The sequence below is a fragment of the Rhodothermaceae bacterium genome (assembly GCA_009838195.1).
Lineage (GTDB): Bacteria > Bacteroidota > Rhodothermia > Rhodothermales > Bin80 > Bin80.
Map to the genome: position 1 here is coordinate 76,085 of VXSC01000027.1, position 24,260 is coordinate 100,344.

Consider the following 24,260-nt stretch of genomic DNA (forward strand, 5'->3'; position numbering starts at 1 on the left):
TCGGGGCGCCACGCTCGATCCATGACCGAACTGTCAGAACATCTTCGTCGGACAATTTCGCGGCATGGGCGCTCAATGGGTCCTCACCGGAGAGGTTGTTAGCCAGACGGATCAACAGACTCCCATCTGGATCGTAAGGGATCACAATCTCCCCATGATCCGATCCGGCCATGATCCCATCCCACGATTCAAGAGAGAGGCCGGTCTCCCGCTCTAGGAGCAGAGCAAATTTCTCCTGAATGATGGGTAGGACATCGCGGCTGAAAATGGGCGGTGCCGACTGCGCCAACGCATGTCCATAAAAAAGCACCAGAAAAAATGCAACGCCAGAAAAATATTTTCTTAGCATACGACTGGAGATTCACCTATATATCAATATTTTGTTTTCGGACAATGAAGAGTCCCTCGCCGATACTGGTAACGATGATCGTGCCACTGGGGAAGTAGGGATAATTGCTCCACGACCCCTCAAACCCCGGCTTGTCCGTGCCTATCGGATGGGTGTCAAAGAAGCCGATTTCTACTGGGTTGGTGCGATCGCTGATGTCAAAGATTCGCAGCCCGCTCATGTAATTGGACTGATACATCACATCTCCCTGAATGTACAGGTTATGATCACTTGAAAGGTTCTCTGACATGAATTCCTTCTCCAACAGGGGGTCGTCCAAGTCCGATACATTCCAGATGAGGGTTCGCGTACCCACGACATTTCCACTTAACTCATCAATCTCATCGTTCATATAAAAGTACTCAAAGTCGTCGGTGACCCAGCCTTGGTGAGCATATGCTACATTTGGGTATTCTGCCACGGAGAGGGCCACAGGATTTTCTTTATCCGTGACATCCGAGATGCTGAGTGCGGTCTCATTCGAGTTAAAGCAAATCTCTTTTCCGTGATAGTCGGTGTCTGGTCCCTCATAGATTACGCACTGCGCATCATGTGAGTAACCTGTACCGGCGCGGCCAGTACTCGGATCTGCAAAGCAGCCAGCAAATTGAGGCGAAACAGGATCCTGTATGTTGACCATGTGCAATCCTCCTCCACAGGTATCCCCACCACCACTGCTTCCAACCACATAGGCGAATCCAGTGTCTTCGTTGATCACGACGTTGTGAGCACTGGCGATGCCATCATAAATCGCATCTTCCGTGAAGGTAACTGGTGTGTCACTATCCTCGCGAAGGCGGGTTAAGTCAAAGATCTGCATACCATGCTCGCCCGCATTATCGGCTACAATGAACGCATGGTTGGCATGGACCTTGATATCTCGCCAGGAATTCGGATTTGCACCTTCGGTCAACGGCAGGTCTCCTTTCAAGACTGGGTTGGTCGGATCCGTAATGTCTACAAAAGAAGTTCCATTGGTTCGTCCCACCAAGGCATATTCACGGCTGGTTTCAGGGTCAACCCATCCCCAGACATCGTTCGCTTGGATCCCGTCGCCCCCTCCAAGATCTTCAATCGTCATATAGGAGAGTAGATCAACGTTCCCACAGTCAAACTGCCCGGCCACCCCGTCGGCACAGTCTACAGCGCCACTTGAGATGAGTACAACCTCTTTGCCGGTTTTCAGCGGGTCACTCACGACCCATTCACCACTTTCGCCGTCCATAGTAGCTACGCGAACCGAGCCCTTACCAAGGTTCGTAAAGGGTGCACTAATAACACCTGTGTTATCTCCAAGGGAAATAACCATGCCGAAAAGCTGATCTCCTGTCCCCGCTTCAATGGTACCTGTTCTGGCCCATTGCATGGAGTCCATATCTAGTTCGTACGACCACACAGATCCCATCTGACCACCGGCGACAGGCAGACCTGCAAGCAGGGTTGTGTTATTAGAGCCGAAACCGAGGCCGAAGATATCAAAGCCACCTATTTCCGTAGCCAGCACTTGGAGAATTTCAAGCCCCTGGACGCCAATCGCTGCCCAGACCAATTTACCTGGAGGAGGAGGCGCGGTTGGCTGTATATTGGGAACGATCCCTGGGGCGCCTGCAAAGAGCATTGAGTCAGCAACCACCTGCAGGGCAACTCCCAGTCCCCGGCCATTAATATTTTCTTGATCACCACTCAGGATTTGCTGGCCATGCCACTGACCGTCGTGATTCGCAAAATGGTATACGGCTCCAGCGCCTTCATTGGCACCGGGAGCACCAACGTAGACGCTTCCATTGCCTGCAACTGCAACGGATGAGCCAAATAAATCCGCCACCTGCACATTTTCGTGTGTCAGTATACCTGCCTCTTCGAAGCCACCCTCTCCACGCGTGTAAACAGACACGGAGTTAGTTGAATCAACCCCAGTCATACCTCCTGTAACGAGGGTTGCCCCCGAAAAGGCAACGCTTCCGCCAATTGGTGCTTCTTCCGAGCCAGATACCTTCGCAACTTCTTCCCAGTCACCCGTTTCGCTATTTTGGGCAAAGACGTAAACTGCACCACCAGTTCCTTCCATAGAGGGGGCGCCGATTGCAAGGTGCTCTCCGTTGGCAACGATCTGGTAGCCAAACCCATCTCCTGCTGTAGCGTCCGAGGCTATGAGTTCACCGGCAACCTGCCATCCCTCTTCGTCACCTGTGTATTGATAGATATAGACAATTCCTGACTGATCGTCATCAGGGATAGGGTGCCCTACCAAGATGGAATTTTCGGTAGTCTCCGTAGCGAGGCCGAGAGCATTAATCTGGGCGTAAGCTGTAGATGGCACGGCGAAAAGTAGTAAGAGGGAAAAGTATTTCATGACGAAGATTGGCCATTGGGTTAACAGAATCAAGTCCCCTAGTACGATTTTGACGGACATAGGATGCAGAAAATACGTCAGGATTCCTTCTGCAGTACTAGGAAGGCAAGTGGAGGGAGTGTCACGACGATACTCGAGGGGCGACCGTGGCATGGAACGGGCATGCTCTCCACGCGCCCCATATTACCCATGTCACTTCCCCCATATATGGATGCATCACTATTTAAGCGTTCGTGCCAATGGCCCTTTTTTTCAACACCAATCCTGAAATTCTCCCGAGGAACCGGGGTCATGTTCAGAGCGAACACAATGCTTTCAGATCCCTGCTTTCGCTCATAGACAAGAATCGAGTCATTGACATGTTCACCAATCCACGACCATCCGTCCGGACCATCATTCCAGAGAGCAGGCGACTCTAGATATAGAGTGTTCAGGTCTTTCACGAGGCGAAGGATCCCGCCATGCAGGGGACTGTTGACTAAATCCCAGTTTAATGGGTGATCATGAGTCCACTCCTGGGTTTGAGCAAACTCGCTACCCATAAATAGCATCTTTTTGCCGGGATGCCCGAACATGTGTCCCAAGAGGAGTCGATAATTGGCGGCTTTCTGCCACTCATCCCCCGGCATACGATCCCAGAGAGAGCCCTTGCCGTGAACGACCTCATCATGCGAAAGAGGAAGTACATAGTGCTCACTGAATGCATACACGAAGGAGAAGGTTAACAGGTTATGGTGGTACTTGCGATGCACTGGATCCTCACGCATGTAGGCGAGCACATCGTTCATCCAGCCCATATTCCACTTGTACATGAAGCCGAGCCCCTGGTCGTAGGTCGGGGCGGATACTCCTTGAAATGCAGTCGATTCTTCTGCAATGGTAAAAGCACCGGGAAAGTGCGAATAGACAGCCTCGTTGGTTTTTTTGAGGACATCAATGGCCTCAAGGTTTTCGCGCTCACCATACGTATTCGGAGACCACTCATCGCGTGAATAATCCCGGTACAGCATGGAGGCAACGGCATCCACACGTAAAGCGTCGATGTGGTACTTATCCAGCCAGAAGAGTGCGTTCGAAATCAGAAAATTCCGTACTCCGGCTTTTCCATAGTCAAAAATATAGGTTCCCCAGTCTGGGTGGTAGCGCATTTTGGGATCATCGTACTCAAACAGGGTGGAGCCATCATAATAAACCAACCCTTGTGGATCCGTAGCAAAGTGGGCGGGGACCCAGTCGACGATCACACCAATTCCCCGTTGATGGAGAGTATCAATCAGAAACATCAGATCTTCAGGAGAGCCGTATCGGTAAGTCGGGCAGAAGTATCCGACCACCTGATATCCCCACGATCCATAAAACGCGTGCTCGGCAACAGGAAGTAGTTCAACATGAGTAAAACCCAGATCGCTGACGTGATCTGCGAGTGCCTCGGCAATTTCTCGATAGGACAGGGAGGTGCCGTACTCTTTATGCTGCCAGGATCCAAGGTGCACTTCGTAGATGGAGATTGGCTTCCCTAGCGTAGCTGCCCCATCCCGCTGATTCATCCACGCTTTATCCTGCCAGTCATACTGCAGGGGATTTAAAACGGCAGAGAGTCCCTGCACGCTACTTCCCTGAGATACGGGTGGCTCCATTTGAACCGCGAAAGGGTCACACTTGTCCACTGTATACAGGCCGTGCTGGATGCGGTATTTGTATCGCTGCCCCCTTGAAGCACCAGGAACGAAGCATTCCCAGCAACCGCTTCCGGTTTTTTGCATGGGATGCGCCTCTGCCTGCCAGTCATTAAAATCTCCAATGACATGAATGGTATCTGCATGCGGTGCCCAGACTGCAAACCAGGCGCCATCTTCGTGCAAATGTCCACCAAGCCGCTCGTAACTCTTGGTCAATTCTCCTTGATCCCAAAAATAGAGATCTTCATCTGAGAGCCACCGCTCCCTCTGTTTTTTAGACTTGCTGGGCATTCAATACACGAGCTAGCTATAAAGGAAATACCTCACATCGAAGGACAAAAAACGGTTGTACTTCACTGAAACCATATAGTTAAAAGTGGGACAGAGATCTAGGGGGATTTCCGAATCGGACGATCCCGGATCCTCAATCCGTTTCTGGATCGATTGACACAGAACAAAGTGTGTCGAAAACTGAAAGGGGGTGAGAGAGATATTCCGCCTGAATTATGATATCAACCGCTTATAAGCAACAGGCTGGGGTAGAGCAAAGTCAGCAAGTTAGAAATCTGCTTCTTTTGTGGTGTTGCAATTGTTAACCTTGGGCGAGAAATTGTACCGTTCTGGTACGAATCCAAGAGCGCTTTTAACAAATGACGATGAATTAGTCGCTAAATTCGGCCGAATAGGTCCATCATTACACACGAGATCAATAATTCGCTTGCAGAGATGGCGATTATTGTTAATTCGATTACTTTCGTATCGGGATCATATGAGAGGATTAGCCGACTCCCTGATAGAATACTAGTGTTCCTACGTAACGGTGCGTGTTCGGGGCAGCCCCCTTGTCGGGGCCTGTATGAATTCCATAATCTATTGCAGCATTTTCATGACGACTAATCACAATCCACATAACTGGCCATACCGGGTTTTCCGACTGGAGGATCGGGAGGCTACCTTGTCCGGTGAAATCCGAGCCGGCTTTGCCACGTTCATGGTGATGGCCTACATCATTTTCGTCAACCCAAGTATACTGGGCGGAGCAGCTGACAGCGTCGGCATGGTGATGCCCCCGGCTGCTATACTGAGCCTGACATGCTTGGCCGCAGGGGTTCTAACCATCTTCATGGGCTTGTATGCGAACTATCCATTTGCTCTGGCGCCCGGCATGGGGCTCAATGCTGTCGTAGCGTTTCAGCTAGTTGGACAGATGGGATTAACGTGGGGGCAGGCTATGACGGTCGTTCTCATAGAAGGACTTATCATTTTTGTGCTTGTACTGACAAAATTTCGGGAAGCAATGATGGATGCCATCCCAATGTCTCTGAAAAAATCTATAGGCGCAGGCATTGGCCTGTTTCTAGCTCTCATTGGAGGCATTAACAGTGGGATTATCGTCACTACGGCCGGGACGCCTCTTGCACTGGGAAATTTGAGCCAGATCAGCGTGGTTACATTTCTCTTCGGACTCCTGCTGACAGTTTGGTTGATGGCCCGAGGTATTAAGGGTGCACTCTTATGGGGCATTGGCGCGACTACGCTTCTGGCGATTACTCTCAATCTGATGGTTGCCGATGGTACCGCATTTGGCGGAAGTGCTCAAGTTCCTACAGAATTTATTTGGCTTCCCCAAGGTATTATTGGGTCAGATTCCATTTTTGGTCGAATTGATTTCGGGCTTTTTACTCAATTGGGAATATTGGCTGCAATTCTGGCGGTATTTTCTCTCTTGCTGACCGATTTTTTCGACACAATGGGTACAGTTGTTGGTCTGGGTGAAGAGGGAGGATTTCTGACAAAGGAGGGCAAGTTGCCGGGTATTAACAGAGTGCTATTAGTGGATTCGGTGGGTGCAGCATTCGGAGGTTTTTCGAATGTGAGCAGTAACACGACCTATATTGAGAGTGCAGCTGGCATTGCGGAAGGAGGGCGCACTGGATTGACGGCTGTAGTAGTCGGTGTGCTCTTTTTGCTGTGTATGTTCTTTAGTCCGCTTGCAGGCATCATCCCTGCAGAGGCTACGGCCCCCGCACTCATTCTGGTAGGCTTTCTGATGATGGGCACACTTCGGGATATCCCCTGGAAAGACTATGAGGCGTCCATTCCCGCTTTTCTTACATTGCTATTGATGCCGCTGACGTACAGCATCACTAACGGCATAGGAGTCGGCATTATCACCTACACGGTACTCAAACTGCTGGCTGGCAAGCACCATGAAATTCACTGGCTCCTCATCGTGGCGGCCGTCGCTTTCGTGGTTTATTTTGTGCTTTCTATCTAGTCGTAGCAGCAAGAACTACACGAAATAGTCAAAATCTGCTTCGGTCCGCACCCGGCGAAGAACCTGGAATATTTTTGCAGGCATCACATGTGGATCCACTCGAATACTATGAGAGCGTCCCTGCCAGATATATCGTTCTCCGCCGAGTAAATCAAGCATTTGGAAGGGGGCTGCCTTTGGTAACTTCAATTCTTCAAGGGGAAGTAGGATCTCTCCCTCCTGAACCTGAAACGGATCCAAGCTCACGATGCATACGATAGAGTTCTCACCTGAATTCTTCCAGTAGGCAAGCATAAGGGGGTTTTGAATTTCCAGAAACTGGAGATTTCGTAACTGCTGCAGGGCAGCATTGTTTTTCCTGATTTGGTTGATGGCCTGGAACAGACTCTGAAGAGAGTTCGGGTCATTCCAGTTCCAGGTACGGATTTCATATTTCTCGTTATTGGCATATTCTTCCCGGTCGGGATGCCTCTCTGCAAGAACGTGCTCATATGGGGGGCCGTAGACTCCATATACCGGAGAGAGTGTTGCCGCGAGTACGTACCGGATAATGTGTGCGGGGCGCCCACCACTGACCAGGTATTCATGCAAGATATCGGGGGTATTTGGCCAGAAGCTGGGCCGGAAGTATTCACCGACATTGGTGGACGTGAGTTCTTGGAGATAGTCGGTGATCTCTTCTTTTGTATTTCGCCATGTGAAGTAGGTGTAGGAGTTATTGAACCCCAGTTTTGCGAGCATATACATGATTTTCGGCCGCGTAAACGCTTCTGCAAGAAAAATCAGGTCAGGGTGCTTCGTGCGAAGTCGACTCAGGCACCATGTCCAGAACGCCAGCGGTTTTGTGTGCGGGTTGTCGACCCGGAATACACGGACCCCCCGTTTGATCCAGAACTCAAACACTTGTTTGAGTTCTTCCCAGAGTGCACGCCAGTCTGCACATTCAAAATTCAGCGGATAGACATCCTGGTATTTTTTCGGGGGATTTTCTGCATAGCGGATGCTGTCGTCGGCACGTTTCCTGAACCATTCAGGGTGTTCTTTCACCCAAGGATGATCAGGAGAGCACTGGAATGCGATATCAAGTGCCACTTCGAGGCCTAGTTTTGTTGCTTTGGCGACAAACCGGTCAAATGCAGGGAACCCTCCCAGTTCTTTATGGATGCTGGTATGCCCTCCATCAGGGCTGCCAATTGCCCAAGGGCTCCCCGGCTCCGTAGGTTCTGCCTCCGGGCTGTTGTCTTTGCCCTTTCGGAAAGTGGTGCCGATTGGATGAATCGGGGGCAGATACACGATGTCGAACCCCATATCCCGGATGCGCTCAAGATGTAGCGCTGCATCGTCAAACGTTCCGTGCATGCCCGGTGCATTCGCACTAGATCGCGGAAAAAATTCGTACCATGCTGCGAATGCGGCAAGTTTGCGATCAACCTCAACCGTGAGTACAGGGCTCTGGACTGCACCTTTTTGCGGGTCGTTAGCCAGTGCTAACTGCAGGGGTTCCTCTTCCAGCGGGGCCTGGATATCCCCCTTGGTATACCGTTTCGCAAAAGAGAGGAGCTTTTCACGGGCCTCCAGGGGAGCATTGACCGCGTACTCCTTGAGCAGAGCGGCGCCATCCAGAAGTTCTATTTTGAGCTCCGCTTCGGGCATCTTTGCCTTAAAACGGCGCCCATATTCCTCTTGCCACGAACCATAACGGTCAATCCAGGCCTGTACATGGTACGTGTAGAGGCCGGGAGTCTCCGTTACAAAACTGCCCGTGTATTCATCGTTATAGGTTGGTGTCATACGGATTTCTTCGGTGGCACCACCCAGGTGTGTCACGTAGAGTTTTGCGCAAAGTTGGTCGTGTCCGTCAACAATTATGTCTGCAGTGACGTTGACCCGTTCTCCCACGGTTCGTTTGATGTGCCAGTCGCCTTCATGGACGCGGGGAGATACGGAAATAATAAAAACACGGGACCAGCGATCAGAGGCGGACTTCATATTGTGGTCATAATTTCTTATTCTCGGTGCCACCGGCAGTAGCGTGGTGCTTACCGGTTCAACGAATCTATTCAAAAAGCATGTATATCCCACCGGATATAACTCATGGATAAAACTACAGTATTAGGAGCATATCTCGATCAAAACGGGGTGAATTTCTCCATTTTTAGTGCAAACGCTGATCGTGTAGAGCTGGTCCTGCTTGATGAAGAGCATTCCCTGGAACGTACAATAGACGTGAGCGGACGCACCGGGGATGTGTGGCATGTATATGTGCCAGGGATACGGCCAGGGCAGCGATATGCCTATCGTGTCCATGGTCCATGGGCGCCAGACGAAGGGCACCGGTTCAATAGTGCAAAGCTGTTGTTGGACCCGTACGCTCGTGCCATCAGCAGGATGCCGGTATGGGATAACAGTTTGTTTGGCCACGACCGTAACCGTGATGACCGGGTCCTGAATCCAGTGGACAGTGCCTCCTATGCACCGATTGGTGTAGTGACCGATCCTGGGATCTCGGAAAAATCAGCGATGAGGCCTGATACCCCTTGGACAGATACCGTGATTTATGAAACGCACATCAAAGGGCTGAGCATCCAGAACCCGGATGTACCGCCTTCACTTCGCGGGACTTATCTGGGAGCTGCTTCTGATGCAGTTTTGGCTCATCTGAAGCATCTGGGTGTGACGACCATAGAATTATTACCCGTCTACGCTGCGGTACAGGATGAGCGTCTCGTAAAAAATGGGCTGTCGCAGTATTGGGGATACAATCCCCTTTCCTATTTCGCCCCGGATCCGCGTTTCTCGGCTGGTGGTCCAGCCTCGGCGATCAAAGAATTCAGGGTGATGGTGGATGCGATGCATGACCATGGAATTGAAGTCATCCTTGATGTGGTCTATAATCATACGGGGGAGGGGGATCATCTGGGGCCAACTCTATCTTGGCGGGGCATTGATAATGCGTCCTATTATGTACCGAAACCTGGACAGCCCCGCTTTCTCTATGACAGTACCGGATGCGGTAATACCTTGCGTGCAGAGCATGTATATGTTCGTCGTCTCATCATGGATAGCCTGCGGTATTGGGTAGAAGTGATGAATGTAGATGGCTTTCGCTTTGATCTGGCCAGCACATTGCTTCGGGAGCAAGGCAGAGTCAATCATCAAAGCGGATGGCTGCAAATGGTACAACAGGATCCTGTTTTATCCGGGGTAAAGTTGATTGCCGAACCATGGGATTTGGGCTACTCAGGTTATCAATTAGGTACGTATCCTCCGCCTTGGAGAGAGTGGAATGATAAGTATCGTGATGTCGTACGGCGTTACTGGAACGGTGAGTTCGGCATCACCGGACAGTTTGCCACGCGCATTGCTGGCTCGAGTGATCTGTTTGCTCCGGGGCATCGCCGCCCCTCGTCCTCAATTAATTACGTAACCTCGCACGATGGGTTTACACTCCAGGACTTGGTGTCCTATGAGAGGAAACACAATGAGGCCAACCAGGAAAATGGTCGTGATGGCAGATCTGTGAACTACAGTCAAAATTGCGGTCAGGAAGGGAGCTCAACGAATCCAGATATCCTGGCGCATCGGGACCGCTTAAAGCGCAGTCTGCTGACCACTTTGTTTGTATCTCAGGGAGTTCCCATGCTTCTGGGAGGAGACGAGCTTGGCCGGACACAGCAGGGGAATAATAACCCTTACTGTCAGGACAATGAGATCTCATGGTATGACTGGAATCTCGGCGAATCCAATAAAGAGCAGCTCGAATTTGTACGTGAGTTGATTGCATTCCGCGAGGATCATCCATCTCTGCGGCGTAACCGGTTCTTGACGGGACAAGTAGAAAAAAATGGCTTGCCAGACGCAATTTGGTGGCACCCTGAAGGACATGTCATGCGCTCCGAAGACTGGGCATCAACCCAAGCATTTGGAATGTGGCTTGCCGCGCCAGATATGCTATTGATTTGTTTCAACCCGACTGGCGAAGCAGTCCGGTTCAAGCTCTCGGATGAGTATGTCTGGAGTTGGGGGCTGGGCTGGGGGGAGAGTACGGTTGTGGCAGGTGAAGATTTGAAAGGAGGGGTCGCCAGTGTTGCCTCGCAGTCGGTGCTAATCCTGCGCGTTCAGTCGTCTGCTTCGGAGCGTGGTATGGTGTAGCCACTGATCGGCGACTTCTCGCAACTGTAAATGCTGCTCTGGTAGAAGGGACCAGCACCAGTTTCCGACAAGAGTTCCAGGGAAGTTCATCCGGGCATCACTGTCGAGCTCTAGGATATCCTGTACAGGTAGAATCACCATTTTGGCCTCGGAGTCCAGACACCGTGCAATGGCCATCCGGCATACGTCTTCATCGGATTCGATCTGCAAATAATCCTTTGCGAATTCATGCTCATATTCGGTCAGGGAGTTCCACCAGCCGAGAAGGGTATTGTTGTCGTGGGTACCGGTATACACGCACTGGTTGGGTTTGTAGTTATGTGGTAGGTGCAGGTTATCCATTCCCGCATCAAACCCAAACTGAATGACAGCCATTCCTGGGAACGCGTTCGTCTTCATCAGTTCAATCACATCCGGTGTGATCACTCCAAGGTCTTCTGCGAGGATGGGCAGCGGGCCTAGGGTTTCTGTAAGCTGGTCAAAGAAAGCTTGTCCGGGGCCGGTTACCCAGCGTCCGCGAACAGCAGTTTCTTCCGTCGCCGGTATCTCCCAGTATCCGGCAAATCCGCGAAAATGATCGAGTCGAATGCTGTCGCATAGACTCAGTGCCCGTTTCATTCGGCGGATCCACCAGTCGAATCCCTCGGCTTCCATTGCCTTCCAGCGATAAATCGGATTTCCCCAGCGTTGCCCAGTTTTACTGAAAAAGTCTGGAGGAACGCCCGCAACTACCAGCGGCTCACCGGCATTGTCGAGCTCGAACAATTCAGGATGCGCCCACACGTCAACACTGTCATGTGCGACGTAGATGGGTAGATCCCCCATGATCTTGATTCCTTTTTGACGACAATACTCATAGAGTCTCTGCCATTGGCAATCAAAAAGAAACTGCTCGAACAGGTAGAATTGAATCTCCAGAGAATCAATCTTCAGCGAATCTTTTCCGGGTGGTTTTCGGTCCTCTGCGGACCAACTCGTCCAAATTCTATTTCGGTATTGCACCTTTCGTGCTTGAAAGGCTGCATACGGCAGCAGCCAATCTTTTTCCCTATTTACGAAGGAAATGAATTCATCCGTTTGCGGCTGTTTCACGAACCGGGAGAACGCCTGGCCCAGCAGGGTTGACTTGTAATTGGAAACGCTCTGATAATCTACACTGCCACCCGAGTGAGGATAATTAGTGTTGATTTCAGTCTCGGTGGACCACCCATCTTGCACCATCAGTTCGGGGCTGATCAGGAGTGGGTTTCCCGCAAATGATGCAGGGCTTGCGTAGGGAGAATCCCCCAGGCCTACGGGGCACATAGGGAGTAACTGCCACCAAGTCTGACCAGCTTCTGCCAGTGTATCAACAAATTTCCATGCTTCCGGTCCTAGATCCCCAATTCCAAAGCGGGTGGGCAAGGAAGTCACATGCAACAGAAGACCACTGGAGCGCATAGGGGTTCATGAGCGTAATATCCCCGCAAACTTCATTCAGACGATTTCGTGCCATGCAAACAGGTGTTCAGATCAAGATTGCCGTGCCCGGTGAGCTGTCCGGTTTAGCGTATCTCTTTGATGGTTATCGGCAGTTTTACGGAATGGAATCCGACCTCGCGGGGGCCCAAGTTTTTCTTTCGGAGCGTATGCGCCGCGGAGATTCCGTCATTCTTGTAGCCAAAGAACAGGAGGGGTTGTCCGTTGGATTTGTTCAGCTTTATCCGATGTTTTCATCGGTACGTATGGCCCCAATTTTTATTCTGAATGACTTGTATGTAGATCAAGATTGGCGTGGTCGGGGCATTGGGGAGCAGTTGATGGAGGCGGCGCGGAGGCATGCGGTGCAGAGCGGAAACATTGCACTGGAGTTGGCAACTGAAAAAACTAATGAGCGTGCACAGCGCCTTTACGAGAAGCTAGGATATTCACGAGACCGTACGTTTTATCATTACGCTCTTGATCTTTAGCTCAAGGTCGACGTGGAAAGATGTTTTTTGTGACGGCTGCAAATCGCACCCAACCCTTGTCACTCCGGTGGTAGTAGGTCTGATATGGGATAACACGGTCCAATTAGGGGTGGCGGGTACAATTTTACGTTTGATCGCAGATTATCATGGGATTGGTTTATCGCGTCGAAACTGGCTACATTGCCTCCCGCAAGAAAGAAGAGCCATAAATTCGATATATCCCCGCGACTAATCAAGCCACCGCCTTCTCAACCTTATGTGATCGCTGTACGTATCCCTGAGATTCAGGCTATTACGGAGGAGTCATGCAGGAATTATTGTTGGAACTCTCCCAGGAGGATTACGCGTATCTGATTCACATCATCCAGGGACCGTTTGACCGGTGTACGAGCCTGAAAAGGCATCTCGAAGAAATTGATTCCCCTGATCATCACGTAGCTCTGTGCGAAGAGCTTGAAAAGAAGATTCGATACCTGGGAAGCAGTGACCTTGCATATCAATTCAGAAGAGTTGTTGGTAAAGAACCTGGAGCAGATTTTCGTTATATCATTCGCGATACGGCACGATTTCTCAAAATACCCTTGGCGGACCGGGGTACAGAAAGAGATCTACTTATTCGAATGGTGCAGGAATATGCTGTGGATGTGTTCTCGAAGTATACCCAGGCGGAACAACTACAGATTCTGGAATCTCTGGGGATTGAGCGTAAACGCGCCGTTGCATTTCTGAAGAAGGCCGGAGGAATTTTTGCTGCACCTGTGCTCCTGCAGGCGTTTGGTACACTGGTGGTTCAGGGCCTGATCAAGACTGTGCTATTTGGGTGGACCGTCCGCCTGATTGGTGTAAAGCTGGCGACCTCACTGTTTGCATTTCTTTTTGCCCGCGTACCATGGTGGGCTCATACGATTATCCCCGGGGCGTGGGTCATCTCGATCGGGTTGACTACACTGGATCTCCAGGGACCCGCCCGTCGCAAGACCGTCCCAATTTTACTCTACTTGGGGCTTAGTTGTATCCGTTTGGATGCTGAGAAAGGTCAGAGAAGTGTAGACGCAAATGAAAGTTCTTGAGTCGGGACCCTTACCAAGTAGCTTCTGCCTGAAATGCATCGTAGAGTTCGGCCAATAGTCGGTTTGCTTCCTCACGCTCCAGATCAATGATTCGAGGATAGCGCAGATCGCCTGCACCAGCGGTATCCACGATCAGGGTACATAGCCCCAGGCGCCGTTGAAAAAACGTTGCAGTGATTTCGAAAGCCTGAAAACGCTCAACCGGAATAATCCAAAACTGTTGACTGAATACGCGCCGGCGAATCAGCAAATTCCCGTCATAGTATGCCCATCGGTGACACAGATACTGGAGCGAAGCTAGTCCCCATCCGGCTGGCAAGAGACATAATCCCCAGAGAGCAAGGGGCCACCACAATAGTGATATAATAACCGAGGAAAGTACAATCAGAAGGCTGTAACGCAGGGTACGTCTGCGAATGGTCAGCCGACTGACAGGCGCATAGGATTCTGGAATTGAGAACGGTCGAATTTTAGGAGCCAACGCAGTGATTTCTGCCCACTTGGCAAAGGGCATTCCGGGCTGGAATCCCCGTTCACCACTTTGCAGGCCGAGCGTTTGCATTTCCAGTCGATGCCAGTTGTATAGCCTCATGAGCGGATTGGATCGGATGAGGAAGGACTGAACACGTTTATATGGAATGGCCCCCTCATGAAGAGTAATCAGGCCGAATCTACGGCGGATTTTCATTGCACCGAGTTCGATCCGAAAATTGTAAAACCGAATCAGGTTCTGAATGAAGCCCAAAGTCCAGCCAAGTACAAAGGTAACTAGAAGCAGTAGGGCTATAAGCAGTGGCCAGAATTCCTCAATGGTCCCGCTAAAAAAGTTTTGTTCTACAAGCCAAGTGGTGAGTGCGCGACCGTCGACGATGCCGAAGGATTCCAATTGAAAGAACACACCAACCAGGAGTGCACTGATTCCGAGGGAGAACTGGTAAATACTTGAGAGCAATACCCGCCTCAGCGGCATAAAAAAGCTTGGAGAGGTAGGAGATTCGGGCGAATCAACAGCTTGTGCCGTTCGGAGCAGGTTTCGTATCCGCTCCGCCTCACGGACTCCAACATAGGATAGGTTTCCCTCTGCGTCTCCCGTTCCTGCAGTTTCAATCCTGACAGCAGCAGTCCCAAGGATCCGGGCAAGCATATTACGCTCAATGGAGACCGTGTGAATACGCTCGGAAGGAATATTGCGTCGTACCCGCTTGAATACTCCGTAATAAATGACCAATTCATCGCTCGTAACATGGTATCGAAACCTGATGTATTTGGCAATTGCATAAGGCCCGGTGACGGTCGCGTAGAAGGTGGCGAAAATCAAGGAGTACCTCTGCGCGTCCCCGCCATAACTGGGTGACGAGAGTGCGGCAAAGGCAAATCCGACAATGGCCAGAAACACATAATGCACGAAGGTCAATGGGTGCAATTGGCGAAATACCGCGGAAGGCGCCTCCATTAATCCATGTATTCTGCGATAAATTCGCGCACTGTATCGCGCAGTTGCACCGCCTCATCGTAGGGGAGTCCTGGGACGACCACATCCGTACTTCTGGTTCCGGCAGTGTGTACGACTAAGCGGGCGAGATCGTAATTTCCTTCAATCAGGTCCTGAGCAACGTCCAAGTGCTGGATGCGACGAAGAGGGACGATCGTCTGCACTCGGTTCCAGATTCCCCGGATGGCGTAGAGATCCTCATCGCGCAATTCATACCGCCAGTATCTGTAACGCAATTTTGGGATGATCAAGATCCATGCTAAACAGATAACCAACAGCAGGCCTGTCCACAAACCCGGTAGAAACGTATCATTGTCCGAGAAGAAGAGAATGACATCAACCGTTGTACAGACCGGAAGCAAAATTCCCCAGCTCAGTGCTCCCTTGATGGTCCAAACTTTTATGACTGCTGGATCAAGTATTTGCATAATTCCTTATAAGGAGCCAAAGAAAGTGCGCCAGAACCGTTGACTTGTTATAATATGAGCACGCCAATCACGGTCAGTATACTGGGATGCGGATATATTGGTCAGCCCTTGGCCAAACTGTTTCTGAAACGTGGCTGGCGGGTACGCGGATCAACGACCAGTGAATCAAAGCTTACGAACTTGTTGGCAGATGGGATAGAGCCGTATCTCCTTAGATTAACCCCAAACCTGGAGGGGTATGGCCGACGTGATTTTTTTGACTCCGACGTCGTTGTGATCAATTTTCCGCCAGGGCGCAAGCGGGCCGATGTGGAGGCGTTTATGGAAGCTGCAATGGGATCGCTTCTCACCTACTTAAAGGAGGGGCAGGTACAGAAGGTGTTGTTTATCAGTTCAACAAGTGTGTATAGCGCCGGGTATGTACATGAAGAGGATGCAGGTAAATTGCCGCCAAGTAGTGCATCGGGTGCCGCACTACTTGCCGCAGAGGAATTAATCAGAAATGCATCAGATTTCAAGAGCACCGTGCTCCGATTCGCCGGACTCTATGGGTATGAACGTAAGCCGGGACGATTCTGGTCAGGGCGTCCGTTACGGGATCCACAAAACGCCGTGAACATGCTGCACCGCGATGACGCTGTGAGAGTTGCAATGGAGGTGGTAAAGCAACAGTGCTGGGGACAAACCTTTAATGTATGTGCGGACTTACATCCGACCAGAGCCGAGTTCTATGCCCGCGCAGCATCGAATCTAGGTCTGCCCCCTCCACAAGGTTCCTTTGGTGAATCCCGTCCCAATAAGGTGGTGCTTAGTGATAAGGTAAGAATGCATCTCGGATATACGTTCAAGTTTCCCGATCCATTGGCTCCAGCGCCGTAACGGGCAACATTCCAGCGGAGATTCCAGTTGCAAGTATAAAACTGTAAAGATGAACGAATTAACGCCTGAAGAGGCCTACGTCATACTAGAGAAAGGGACCGAGCGCCCGTTTACAGGGGAATACTATGAGCATGATGCTGCAGGGATTTATCTCTGCCGCCGGTGCGACGCACCTCTGTATCGGTCGGAGGATAAGTTTCGCTCAGGATGTGGATGGCCCAGCTTCGACGATGAAATACCGGGTCAGGTCCAACGTGTACCCGATGCAGACGGACGTCGTACAGAGATCATTTGCGCGAATTGCAATGGGCACCTCGGACACGTATTTACAGGAGAGATGTTTACCGCCAAGAATACGCGTCATTGTGTTAACTCGCTGTCCATGAAATTCATGGCAAGCGACAAGGCCAACTCCTGACGGTGGATTCCCTTCATTACATAGTGCCGGAGGTGGGACTCGAACCCACACATCCGAAGGGACACAGGTTCCTAAGACCTGCGCGTCTACCAGTTCCGCCACTCCGGCAAGCGATCGGAGTGATATAAACTTATGAAAAATAGTTCCATCGTTTGCGGGATCATCAGCTTGTTGCTGTTGATGCCATCTGCCCAGGCGAAGCAGATGAGCACTTCTGGAGAAGCGGATACGGTCGTCGTGCGACACCAGTGGTATTCCCAGGCGCATCTAGAGGCCCCAGGTTCACATATTGTGGATAAAGATTGGATTGAGAATGTGCGCTTGGGGACGCTGCAGTTACCTCAATGTGCTGGAGCTCTAGTGAGTGCGGATGGTCTGGCTGTGACCAGTGCTGCATGCCTGCGTTCTCTAGAAACCTGGATTCGACCAACCGATTCGGTGTTTGTGGCCGATGAATTGTTGCAAGAGCGCAGGTTGGCAGGGCTCGCCGTAGAGCAGCTTGTCGAGGTCCGAAAGCTTGACAGCCCAGAAGATCCGCCCAGCGATGCACTGCCCAGAACACGTACGGAGATTGTTGCCGCGGACGACAGTAGTAGTTTCTGGGAATATACCTGGCGTATCTACGATGATGTGAGGCTAGTACTGATTCCGCCTGTGGAGGTGGCAAATTTTGGCAATGAAGAGGGGGTCTATCCCAGGTATGCACTGGACTTTGCACTCTTCAGGGTGTATGATGAGAGCGGTCAATCTCTGGACACCGAAAACTACTTTGCGTGGAGTGATCGTCCGCCCGATCATCGGGAAAAATTATTCGCCACTGCAGTGGATGAAAACGGACCGTTTACGAGTGTTACCCTGTCAAATACATTCACGTACAACGGGACCGTCAGTCCGCCTTACACGACGTTGTACGGTATGTTGGATTTGCATCATTCGCACGGGGCAATAGGGGTTTGGGGATTACCAGCGGGGTGGATTGCTGGAATCAAAGAGAGTGATTTATCCGCCGCATTGAATTTTTCTGTGGCCGGTAAATGTGCTCAGATAGGAACGGGCATTGTAGATATAGACTTGGAGATTCTTGGCATTGCCTTTGATCATGCATTCACAGGGGGGCGTGAGCGCTGTGTAGCAGTTTCGACTTCGGGTATCCTGTCACTTCTAAGGACCGTATTCGAGGCGGAGAATATTGTGGAGGAATTGGCAGAACAGGCACGAAGTGCAGAGGAGAATGGGTAAGTACAAAAATTGGTTGATTGCAGGGTTCCTGATATGTCTGGCAGGTTGTGCCCCCAGCGCCGTAGAGGTAGTCCAGGTGATTAATCAGCCTCTGGTCGTGGAAGAGCCTCAATCCTCTGTTTCACCCGTGGAAGCGCCGGATCCTACCCTTTCTCTGACTGTGGACCGATTCGATGTGGATCTTGATCGGTTTGACGGGGGGAAGATGTGGACGTTTGATAGCCCGCCTGTGGAGTGGCTTGCGGAAGAGTATGGGATAGACGCTGATTCTGCATGGTTTGCCAGAGCCAGACTGGGGGCATTACGGTTTGGGACAAACTGTTCTGCCAGCTTTGTTTCGGATCAGGGATTAATTTTAACGAATCATCACTGTGCTCGTGAGAGCATTACCGAGGTGTCTGATGAGGCGGAGCATTTACTTGAAGAGGGGTTTCTAGCTGCAACAGCTGCCGACGAGCGAAGAGTGCCTGATTTGTATGTTGAGCAACTCTGGGAAATTTCAGATGTCACCCAACGGGTACACGGTGCCAGCCGCATTGTGCGCGGGGATAATGAGCGTGTCCGTGCACGCAGGGATAAGGCTTCGGTGATTGCAGGCGAGCTGACAAGCGCTGCCAAGATGCGAGACTCAACGCTCCGGGTGGAGGTGATTGAGCTGTATAGCGGCGAACGATATGCCGCGTATACCTATCGGCGTTACGAGGATGTACGCCTGGTAATGGCTCCAGAAAAGAGACTGGGATATTTCGGAGGAGAAGAGGATAATTTTACCTTCCCCCGGTATACGCTTGATATGGCCTTTTTCCGTGCTTATGATCGAGAGGGTAATCCCGCAGTTACGCCAGAACATTACAAATGGAGTAGCGAGGGAGCAAATGCGGACGATGCCGTCTTTGTAGTGGGTAATCCAGGATCAACCAGCCGGTTTGGCAGCGTGTCGCAACTAACGTTTGAGCGAGACTATACGTTGGTTCAGCAGGTCGAAATACTGCGGCGACGTGTAGAAGCGTTGCAACCGTTCATCGGCATAGACCAAGAAGGTGCAGATGCATTTGAGAACATGTGGTTCACGGCCAGTAATTCACTCAAGGCACTCTCGGGGCAGTTGGAAGGGCTTCGTAACGACACACTGATCGCACGTCGCAGTGCAGCGGAATTTCAGATCAGAGAGGATCTCTTTCATTCAGATTCGCTATCCATGCGCTATGGCTCATTATTCCAGGAACTGGATGAACTTCAGTTGTCAAAGCGCGCGGAAGCAGGGCGTATGGCGGCGTTCACGTTCTTTGGAACGGCGGTCGGATCGCGGATCCTGACGCGTGCACTGCATGGATACTACTATGCAAATCTACAGCGTCGTGGTTATGTGGATCGGGAGGTACTTGATGAGATTCGTGAGAACGCATTGGCGTTGGATGACTTTCCGGCAGAGGTGGACAGAGAGATCATTGCTCTTCGGCTTGAAGAGCTTCTGGAAGCTTTGGGAGAGCAGGACCCAACGATGCGAAGCATATTGGGGGGACTCACAATCGATAGCCTGGCGGCAAATCTGGTAGCGACCACAGCACTCTCGGATTCTGCAAGGTTTGCCGACCTTCTGGATCAAGGGTTTCTGAGCAGTGATGATCCGGCGGTGCCAGTGATCAGCGCGTTGGCACCCTTGTATTTTACGGCTCAGCAACAGGCCGAGAGTTTCAAAAACAGAGAAGACCTTCTCGTTGCCGAGCTGGCATCGCTCCGTTTTGCGCTTTACGGTACCGGTGTGCCCCCAGATGCCTCCTTTTCGCTCCGAATATCAGACGGGCGTGTAGATGGATATACGTACAATGGAACCCGCGCACCTGCTTTTACGACCTTCTATGGGCTGTATGATCACTTTTACGCCTATCGGAACATGAGCAGATCGTGGGACCTCCCGGAACGCTGGCGGAATCCACCGGAGATGTTTGATCTCTCAACCCCGCTCAACCTAGTCAGCACCAACGATATTACGGGAGGGAATTCTGGATCCCCACTATTAAATCAGGATTTGGAGATCGTAGGTTTGGTATTTGATGGCAATATTGAATCTCTGCCCAATGTATATATATTTTCGGACCGGACAGCACGGACAGTTTCGGTAGATGTTCGGGCGATCCTGGCCTCATTACAACATGTTTACGAAGCCGAGCGGCTTGTGGAAGAGATTCTTGCGGCGCAGTAGACGCAGTGAGCTTCCAGTCAGTTTCATGCCTGGACAGAGGAACATCTCTGCAAAGGTTTAGATTGTCAGTGATGCCTCCAACACCAAACTCATCGGCATGGATAGGAATTTGCTGGTATTACAGACTAGGTTTCCATGTGGGATTCCCGCCAGATTTGGGGTAACCATGCCCGGAGGAGTATCATTCACATGGAATAACGGATAAACCCCACACAGAGGAGATGGAGCAGCCAAGACAACTTGCTTTAGTATTAGCCGGAGGAGGTGCCAGAGCTGCATATCAGGCAGGTGTTGTGTCCTATATACGTGAACTGGTTCCAGAGATCTCATATCCCATCATTACCGGTGTCTCTGCAGGAGCAATCAATGCAGCATTTCTTGCAGGCCATCCGGGTCGAGGCGGTGCAGAAGCGTTGGTGGATTGCTGGAAAAATATTGATCAAAGCAAGGTCTACGAAGCAGAATCATCCATGGGGTTAATTCGAAGGGTGCTCCCACGGGTCCCATTTGGAGACATAATGATTCGTGTTCAGGAAGGGGAGGCACTCCTCAATACGACTCCACTACGCCACTACCTTTCGCACCAGTTGCCCGCCGCTTCCGATGGCACACTGCCACAGATTCAAAAAAATCTTGACGAAGGAGAACTGACATCGGTTTGCATCACGACCACGAGTTTTACGACGGGTCAGTCTGTGAGTTGGATACAGGGACAGGATATACAGACCTGGCAGCGCCCGAATCGTATTGCGCATCGCGACACGATTACGCTTGATCATGTGATGGCCTCCTCGGCTTTACCGCTGTTATTTCCAGCGGTGAGGCTCGGCGATGAATGGTATGGGGATGGGGGAATTCGCCTCATCGCACCGATTTCACCTGCACTGCACCTGGGTGCAACAGATATTATTTGTATTTCGCCTAAGTACGTACGCACCCAAATCGAAGCCGCAGAGCCTGCGATTACCGGGTATCCACCTGCTGCACAGGTCATGGGTATCCTGCTGAATGCCACTTTCCTGGATGCGTTTGACCATGATGTTCGGATGGCAGAGAGAATGACCGAATTGGCTAAACATGTGCCCCCGTCTGAACGGGGCGGAGTCCGCCCGGTCAATATTCTTCTGATCCAACCGTCGAGGGATATTGCAAAGTTGGCCAAGGGATTGGAAGTGAAGACGAAGGGAGTTTTTCGGATGTTGACACGGGGCCTGGGAAGTGGAGAGACACTGAGTCCAGATTGGCTCAGTGTCATGCTGTTTGATCCGGAATTTATCGGACGTGTACTAGAGCTGGGCTATGAAGATGGCAGGCGGCAGACCACTGCAATCGAAAAATTTATAACAAAATCAATAGATGACTAGACGAAGGGTTTTCAGAGTGGCCAGGTTGATTCTGCTTGGATGCATGGTGTGTTCGCCAGAGATTTTCGCGCAGATTCTTCGTGGCCGCGTCAGTGACGCAGCCACCAATGAGCCGCTACCTGCAGCGACCGTGCAGATTGCGGGTACTTATCGGGGGACGATAACGAATAACGACGGGATGTATGAAATTGCAGTGGACGACTTGCCGGTTGATATAGTGGTGCGGTACATCGGATTTCGGACTGACACGCTGACTGCACACACGCTGACTCCACTGGAATTTCGACTGGAGCCAGTAGCTCTGGAGATGGAGCAGTTGGTTGTGACCGAAGATGATCCGGCCATATGGATCATGCGTCAGGTCATTGAGCGAAAGCAAATTTGGCGAAAGCAACTCAATACATTTGAGGCGCAGGCGTATAGTCGCTACACCTTTTCCAATGATTCAGGGATTGTTGCGATTGTTGAGTCTGCAGCCACCACCTGGTGGGATCAGGATCGCGGACTTCGCGAGGAGGTCACCGGGTCACGCAGCACAGGAAATGTGCCTTTGGGGGATGGGGAGGCACTCCCCGCCGCGTCAATCATGGTGAATCTGTATGACGATGATGTTCGGATCAGCGGTCACACACTCATTGGCGTGACCCACCCAGATGCATTAGACAGATATGTGTTTACCCTAGATGGGATGCGCAGAGTGGATGATGTACTTGTCTATGATATTGCGGTTGAGCCAAAGCAGAATCTTACCAGTGCATTTGTGGGCAGTGTGTCCGTGATTGATGGGGACTTTGCTCTCATAGAAGCGAGGCTGCGCCCGGGGCCGGCGTTCTTGTTTCCTTTCCCAATCCAGAAATATGATGTCACTTACTTGCAGCAGTTTTCTGACTACGATGGGGAGATTTGGCTACCAATGGATTTGCGCTCAAACATAATTGTGGAACTCGTCTCCATGGAACCATTGCTGAGTTTTCCACCCTTTATAATAGATATGGTATCTCGATTTACCGATTATCAATTGAATGTGGAACTGGCGGACAGCCTATTTGAGGGGAGCTATCTACAGGTTGACTCCTCGGCAGTCTCATCTGGTGAATCATTTCAACGTGAGGGGGCAATCGTTCCTCTGACACCAAAAGAAACAGTAGCATATGCATCTATAGACAGTACCCATTCCCTTGGAGAAGCATATGGACCGAGAGGCTCCTTGTGGGACAGAGCAGAAAGGCTTGCAGAAATAGAAGAAAGACGCTCGTCCGCGAGGGGAGTCTTTTCTTTTGTTACAGATCTTGGTTTTATGCCTCAGGCCTGGTACAACCGGGTAGATGCTCTACACCTAGGACTTGGATATAAAAAAGGGTTCGGAGAGATACTTGAGGTTCAGGCTCAGGGAGGCTTCAACACGGAACAGGAAGGGGATACAAGGTATTCGTATCAAGGATCCATTCGTTTGGACAATGACTGGTTTATTGATATAGGTTATCGTGCAGAGAACGTGCCCACCTACTCATCCAATAGCAAGTCGCGGCTGTCTAATAGTGGTTTGATGTTACTGGGACAGGAAGACTATTTTGATTATTATCGGCGGGAAGGGATTTCTTTCACGGGAGGATATAGAATAAAGAGGTGGCGTTCAGCCACCATTACTGGCACGTATCTCCACGAAAAACATTCAGGACTAACCGGCAATGTGAGCTACGATTTATTGGGCAAGAGTACGTTGCAACGTCCTAATGGAGCGATTCAAGAGGGAGACCTGCGAACATTTACGGCTACGCTTCGGATCGGTCGCGATATACCCATAAATATCGGCCCGTCAAGACACTTTGAATCCAGTATTGAAATCTCAATGCCTTGGTCGGACATTTCTTTCCGTCGATATTATTTAAAGGTGGGCGGGCGGATCACCACCTTCCTGCAGAGACGGCTTTTGCCGGCGACACTTGATTACGGGATTTCTGTGGGCTTGTCTTCCGACGGAGGTCGGACATTACCGCCGCAGCGTACATTCGTTGTTGAGGGAGGGACCACAATTTATCATTGGGGTGGCTCGTTGTACACACTTCAGGGATTACCCTATCAGGGAAACGCGATCGTCTTTGGGCACTGGGAGCATAATTTCCGCACATTTTTTTTCGAAATACTTGGCCTAGAGTGGATGACAAACAAAGGTTACAACGTGTTGGTTTTTGGTGGGCATGCTTTCGTTCGAGAGGCAAGACCATGGGGCAATAAATGGATTGATCATAATGAATTAGGGGTTTCATTGAGTGGCATATTTGGCGTCATGCGTTTGGACCTAGCGTATCGGATCGGAGAGAATCAATTCTATCCTGCGATTAGTGTGGCGCGTATTTTTTGATCCACG

Annotated in this window: 16 protein-coding genes and 1 tRNA gene; 10 read left to right on the forward strand and 7 right to left on the reverse strand. The window is 50.9% G+C overall.

What is annotated here, in order from left to right; all coding sequences use genetic code 11:
- Positions 1–365: 365 nt before the first annotated feature.
- On the reverse strand, positions 366–2,894 hold the full coding sequence (locus F4Y64_06275) for a choice-of-anchor B family protein (protein MXX97206.1): 2,529 nt from the start codon (positions 2,892–2,894) through the stop codon (positions 366–368).
- Entirely contained in the window at positions 2,819–4,711 is a 1,893-nt protein-coding gene (glgB, locus tag F4Y64_06280; GenBank protein MXX97207.1) for a 1,4-alpha-glucan branching protein GlgB, read from the reverse strand. Before glgB ends, F4Y64_06275 begins: the two co-directional genes overlap by 76 nt.
- Positions 4,712–5,306: 595 nt before the next feature.
- Between glgB and F4Y64_06285 the strand changes: the two genes are divergently transcribed.
- Complete coding sequence (locus F4Y64_06285) at positions 5,307–6,698, forward strand: NCS2 family permease (GenBank protein MXX97208.1); 1,392 nt, start codon at positions 5,307–5,309, stop codon at positions 6,696–6,698.
- A gap of 15 nt (positions 6,699–6,713) precedes the next feature.
- Here F4Y64_06285 and F4Y64_06290 read toward each other — a convergent pair whose 3' ends face one another.
- Positions 6,714–8,687, reverse strand: a complete 1,974-nt coding sequence (locus F4Y64_06290; GenBank protein ID MXX97209.1) for an alpha-1,4-glucan--maltose-1-phosphate maltosyltransferase — start codon at positions 8,685–8,687, stop codon at positions 6,714–6,716.
- A gap of 105 nt (positions 8,688–8,792) precedes the next feature.
- Between F4Y64_06290 and glgX the strand changes: the two genes are divergently transcribed.
- Positions 8,793–10,850, forward strand: a complete 2,058-nt coding sequence (gene glgX / locus F4Y64_06295; GenBank protein ID MXX97210.1) for a glycogen debranching protein GlgX — start codon at positions 8,793–8,795, stop codon at positions 10,848–10,850.
- On the opposite strand, the gene malQ is transcribed toward glgX, so the two are convergent.
- Complete coding sequence (gene malQ, locus F4Y64_06300; protein MXX97211.1) at positions 10,803–12,290, reverse strand: 4-alpha-glucanotransferase; 1,488 nt, start codon at positions 12,288–12,290, stop codon at positions 10,803–10,805. The genes glgX and malQ overlap by 48 nt on opposite strands.
- A gap of 53 nt (positions 12,291–12,343) precedes the next feature.
- Between malQ and F4Y64_06305 the strand changes: the two genes are divergently transcribed.
- Entirely contained in the window at positions 12,344–12,799 is a 456-nt protein-coding gene (locus tag F4Y64_06305) for a GNAT family N-acetyltransferase (protein ID MXX97212.1), read from the forward strand.
- Between the two features lie 305 nt (positions 12,800–13,104).
- A complete protein-coding gene (locus F4Y64_06310) occupies positions 13,105–13,869 on the forward strand; it encodes a hypothetical protein (protein MXX97213.1) in 765 nt (254 codons plus the stop codon).
- A 10-nt stretch (positions 13,870–13,879) separates the two neighbouring features.
- On the opposite strand, the gene F4Y64_06315 is transcribed toward F4Y64_06310, so the two are convergent.
- Complete coding sequence (locus tag F4Y64_06315; GenBank protein MXX97214.1) at positions 13,880–15,322, reverse strand: PH domain-containing protein; 1,443 nt, start codon at positions 15,320–15,322, stop codon at positions 13,880–13,882.
- Positions 15,322–15,789 (reverse strand): PH domain-containing protein, encoded by a 468-nt coding sequence (locus F4Y64_06320; protein MXX97215.1) that lies wholly within the window; start codon positions 15,787–15,789, stop codon positions 15,322–15,324. The genes F4Y64_06315 and F4Y64_06320 overlap by 1 nt, the downstream gene beginning before the upstream one ends.
- A 54-nt stretch (positions 15,790–15,843) precedes the next feature.
- Here F4Y64_06320 and F4Y64_06325 point away from each other — a divergent pair, with 54 nt between their 5' ends.
- Together F4Y64_06325 and F4Y64_06330 are read left to right on the forward strand one after the other, a co-directional pair.
- Positions 15,844–16,668 (forward strand): NAD-dependent epimerase/dehydratase family protein, encoded by an 825-nt coding sequence (locus F4Y64_06325; protein ID MXX97216.1) that lies wholly within the window; start codon positions 15,844–15,846, stop codon positions 16,666–16,668.
- A gap of 49 nt (positions 16,669–16,717) precedes the next feature.
- A complete protein-coding gene (locus tag F4Y64_06330) occupies positions 16,718–17,086 on the forward strand; it encodes a methionine-R-sulfoxide reductase (protein ID MXX97217.1) in 369 nt (122 codons plus the stop codon).
- 24 nt (positions 17,087–17,110) lie between these two features.
- Here F4Y64_06330 and F4Y64_06335 read toward each other — a convergent pair.
- Positions 17,111–17,194 (reverse strand) — tRNA-Leu (locus F4Y64_06335).
- Positions 17,195–17,218: 24 nt separating this feature from the next.
- On the opposite strand from F4Y64_06335, the gene F4Y64_06340 reads away from it, so the two are divergent.
- The 4 genes from F4Y64_06340 (at position 17,219) to F4Y64_06355 (ending at position 24,254) form a co-directional block, all read left to right on the forward strand.
- Positions 17,219–18,325 carry a S46 family peptidase gene (locus tag F4Y64_06340; protein ID MXX97218.1) on the forward strand — a complete coding sequence of 369 codons (1,107 nt, stop codon included), beginning with the start codon at positions 17,219–17,221 and terminating at the stop codon, positions 18,323–18,325.
- Positions 18,318–20,528 carry a S46 family peptidase gene (locus F4Y64_06345; GenBank protein MXX97219.1) on the forward strand — a complete coding sequence of 737 codons (2,211 nt, stop codon included), beginning with the start codon at positions 18,318–18,320 and terminating at the stop codon, positions 20,526–20,528. The genes F4Y64_06340 and F4Y64_06345 overlap by 8 nt, the downstream gene beginning before the upstream one ends.
- Positions 20,529–20,749: 221 nt before the next feature.
- Positions 20,750–21,892, forward strand: a complete 1,143-nt coding sequence (locus tag F4Y64_06350) for a patatin-like phospholipase family protein (GenBank protein ID MXX97220.1) — start codon at positions 20,750–20,752, stop codon at positions 21,890–21,892.
- Complete coding sequence (locus F4Y64_06355) at positions 21,885–24,254, forward strand: carboxypeptidase-like regulatory domain-containing protein (protein MXX97221.1); 2,370 nt, start codon at positions 21,885–21,887, stop codon at positions 24,252–24,254. The genes F4Y64_06350 and F4Y64_06355 overlap by 8 nt, the downstream gene beginning before the upstream one ends.
- Positions 24,255–24,260 lie beyond the last annotated feature (6 nt).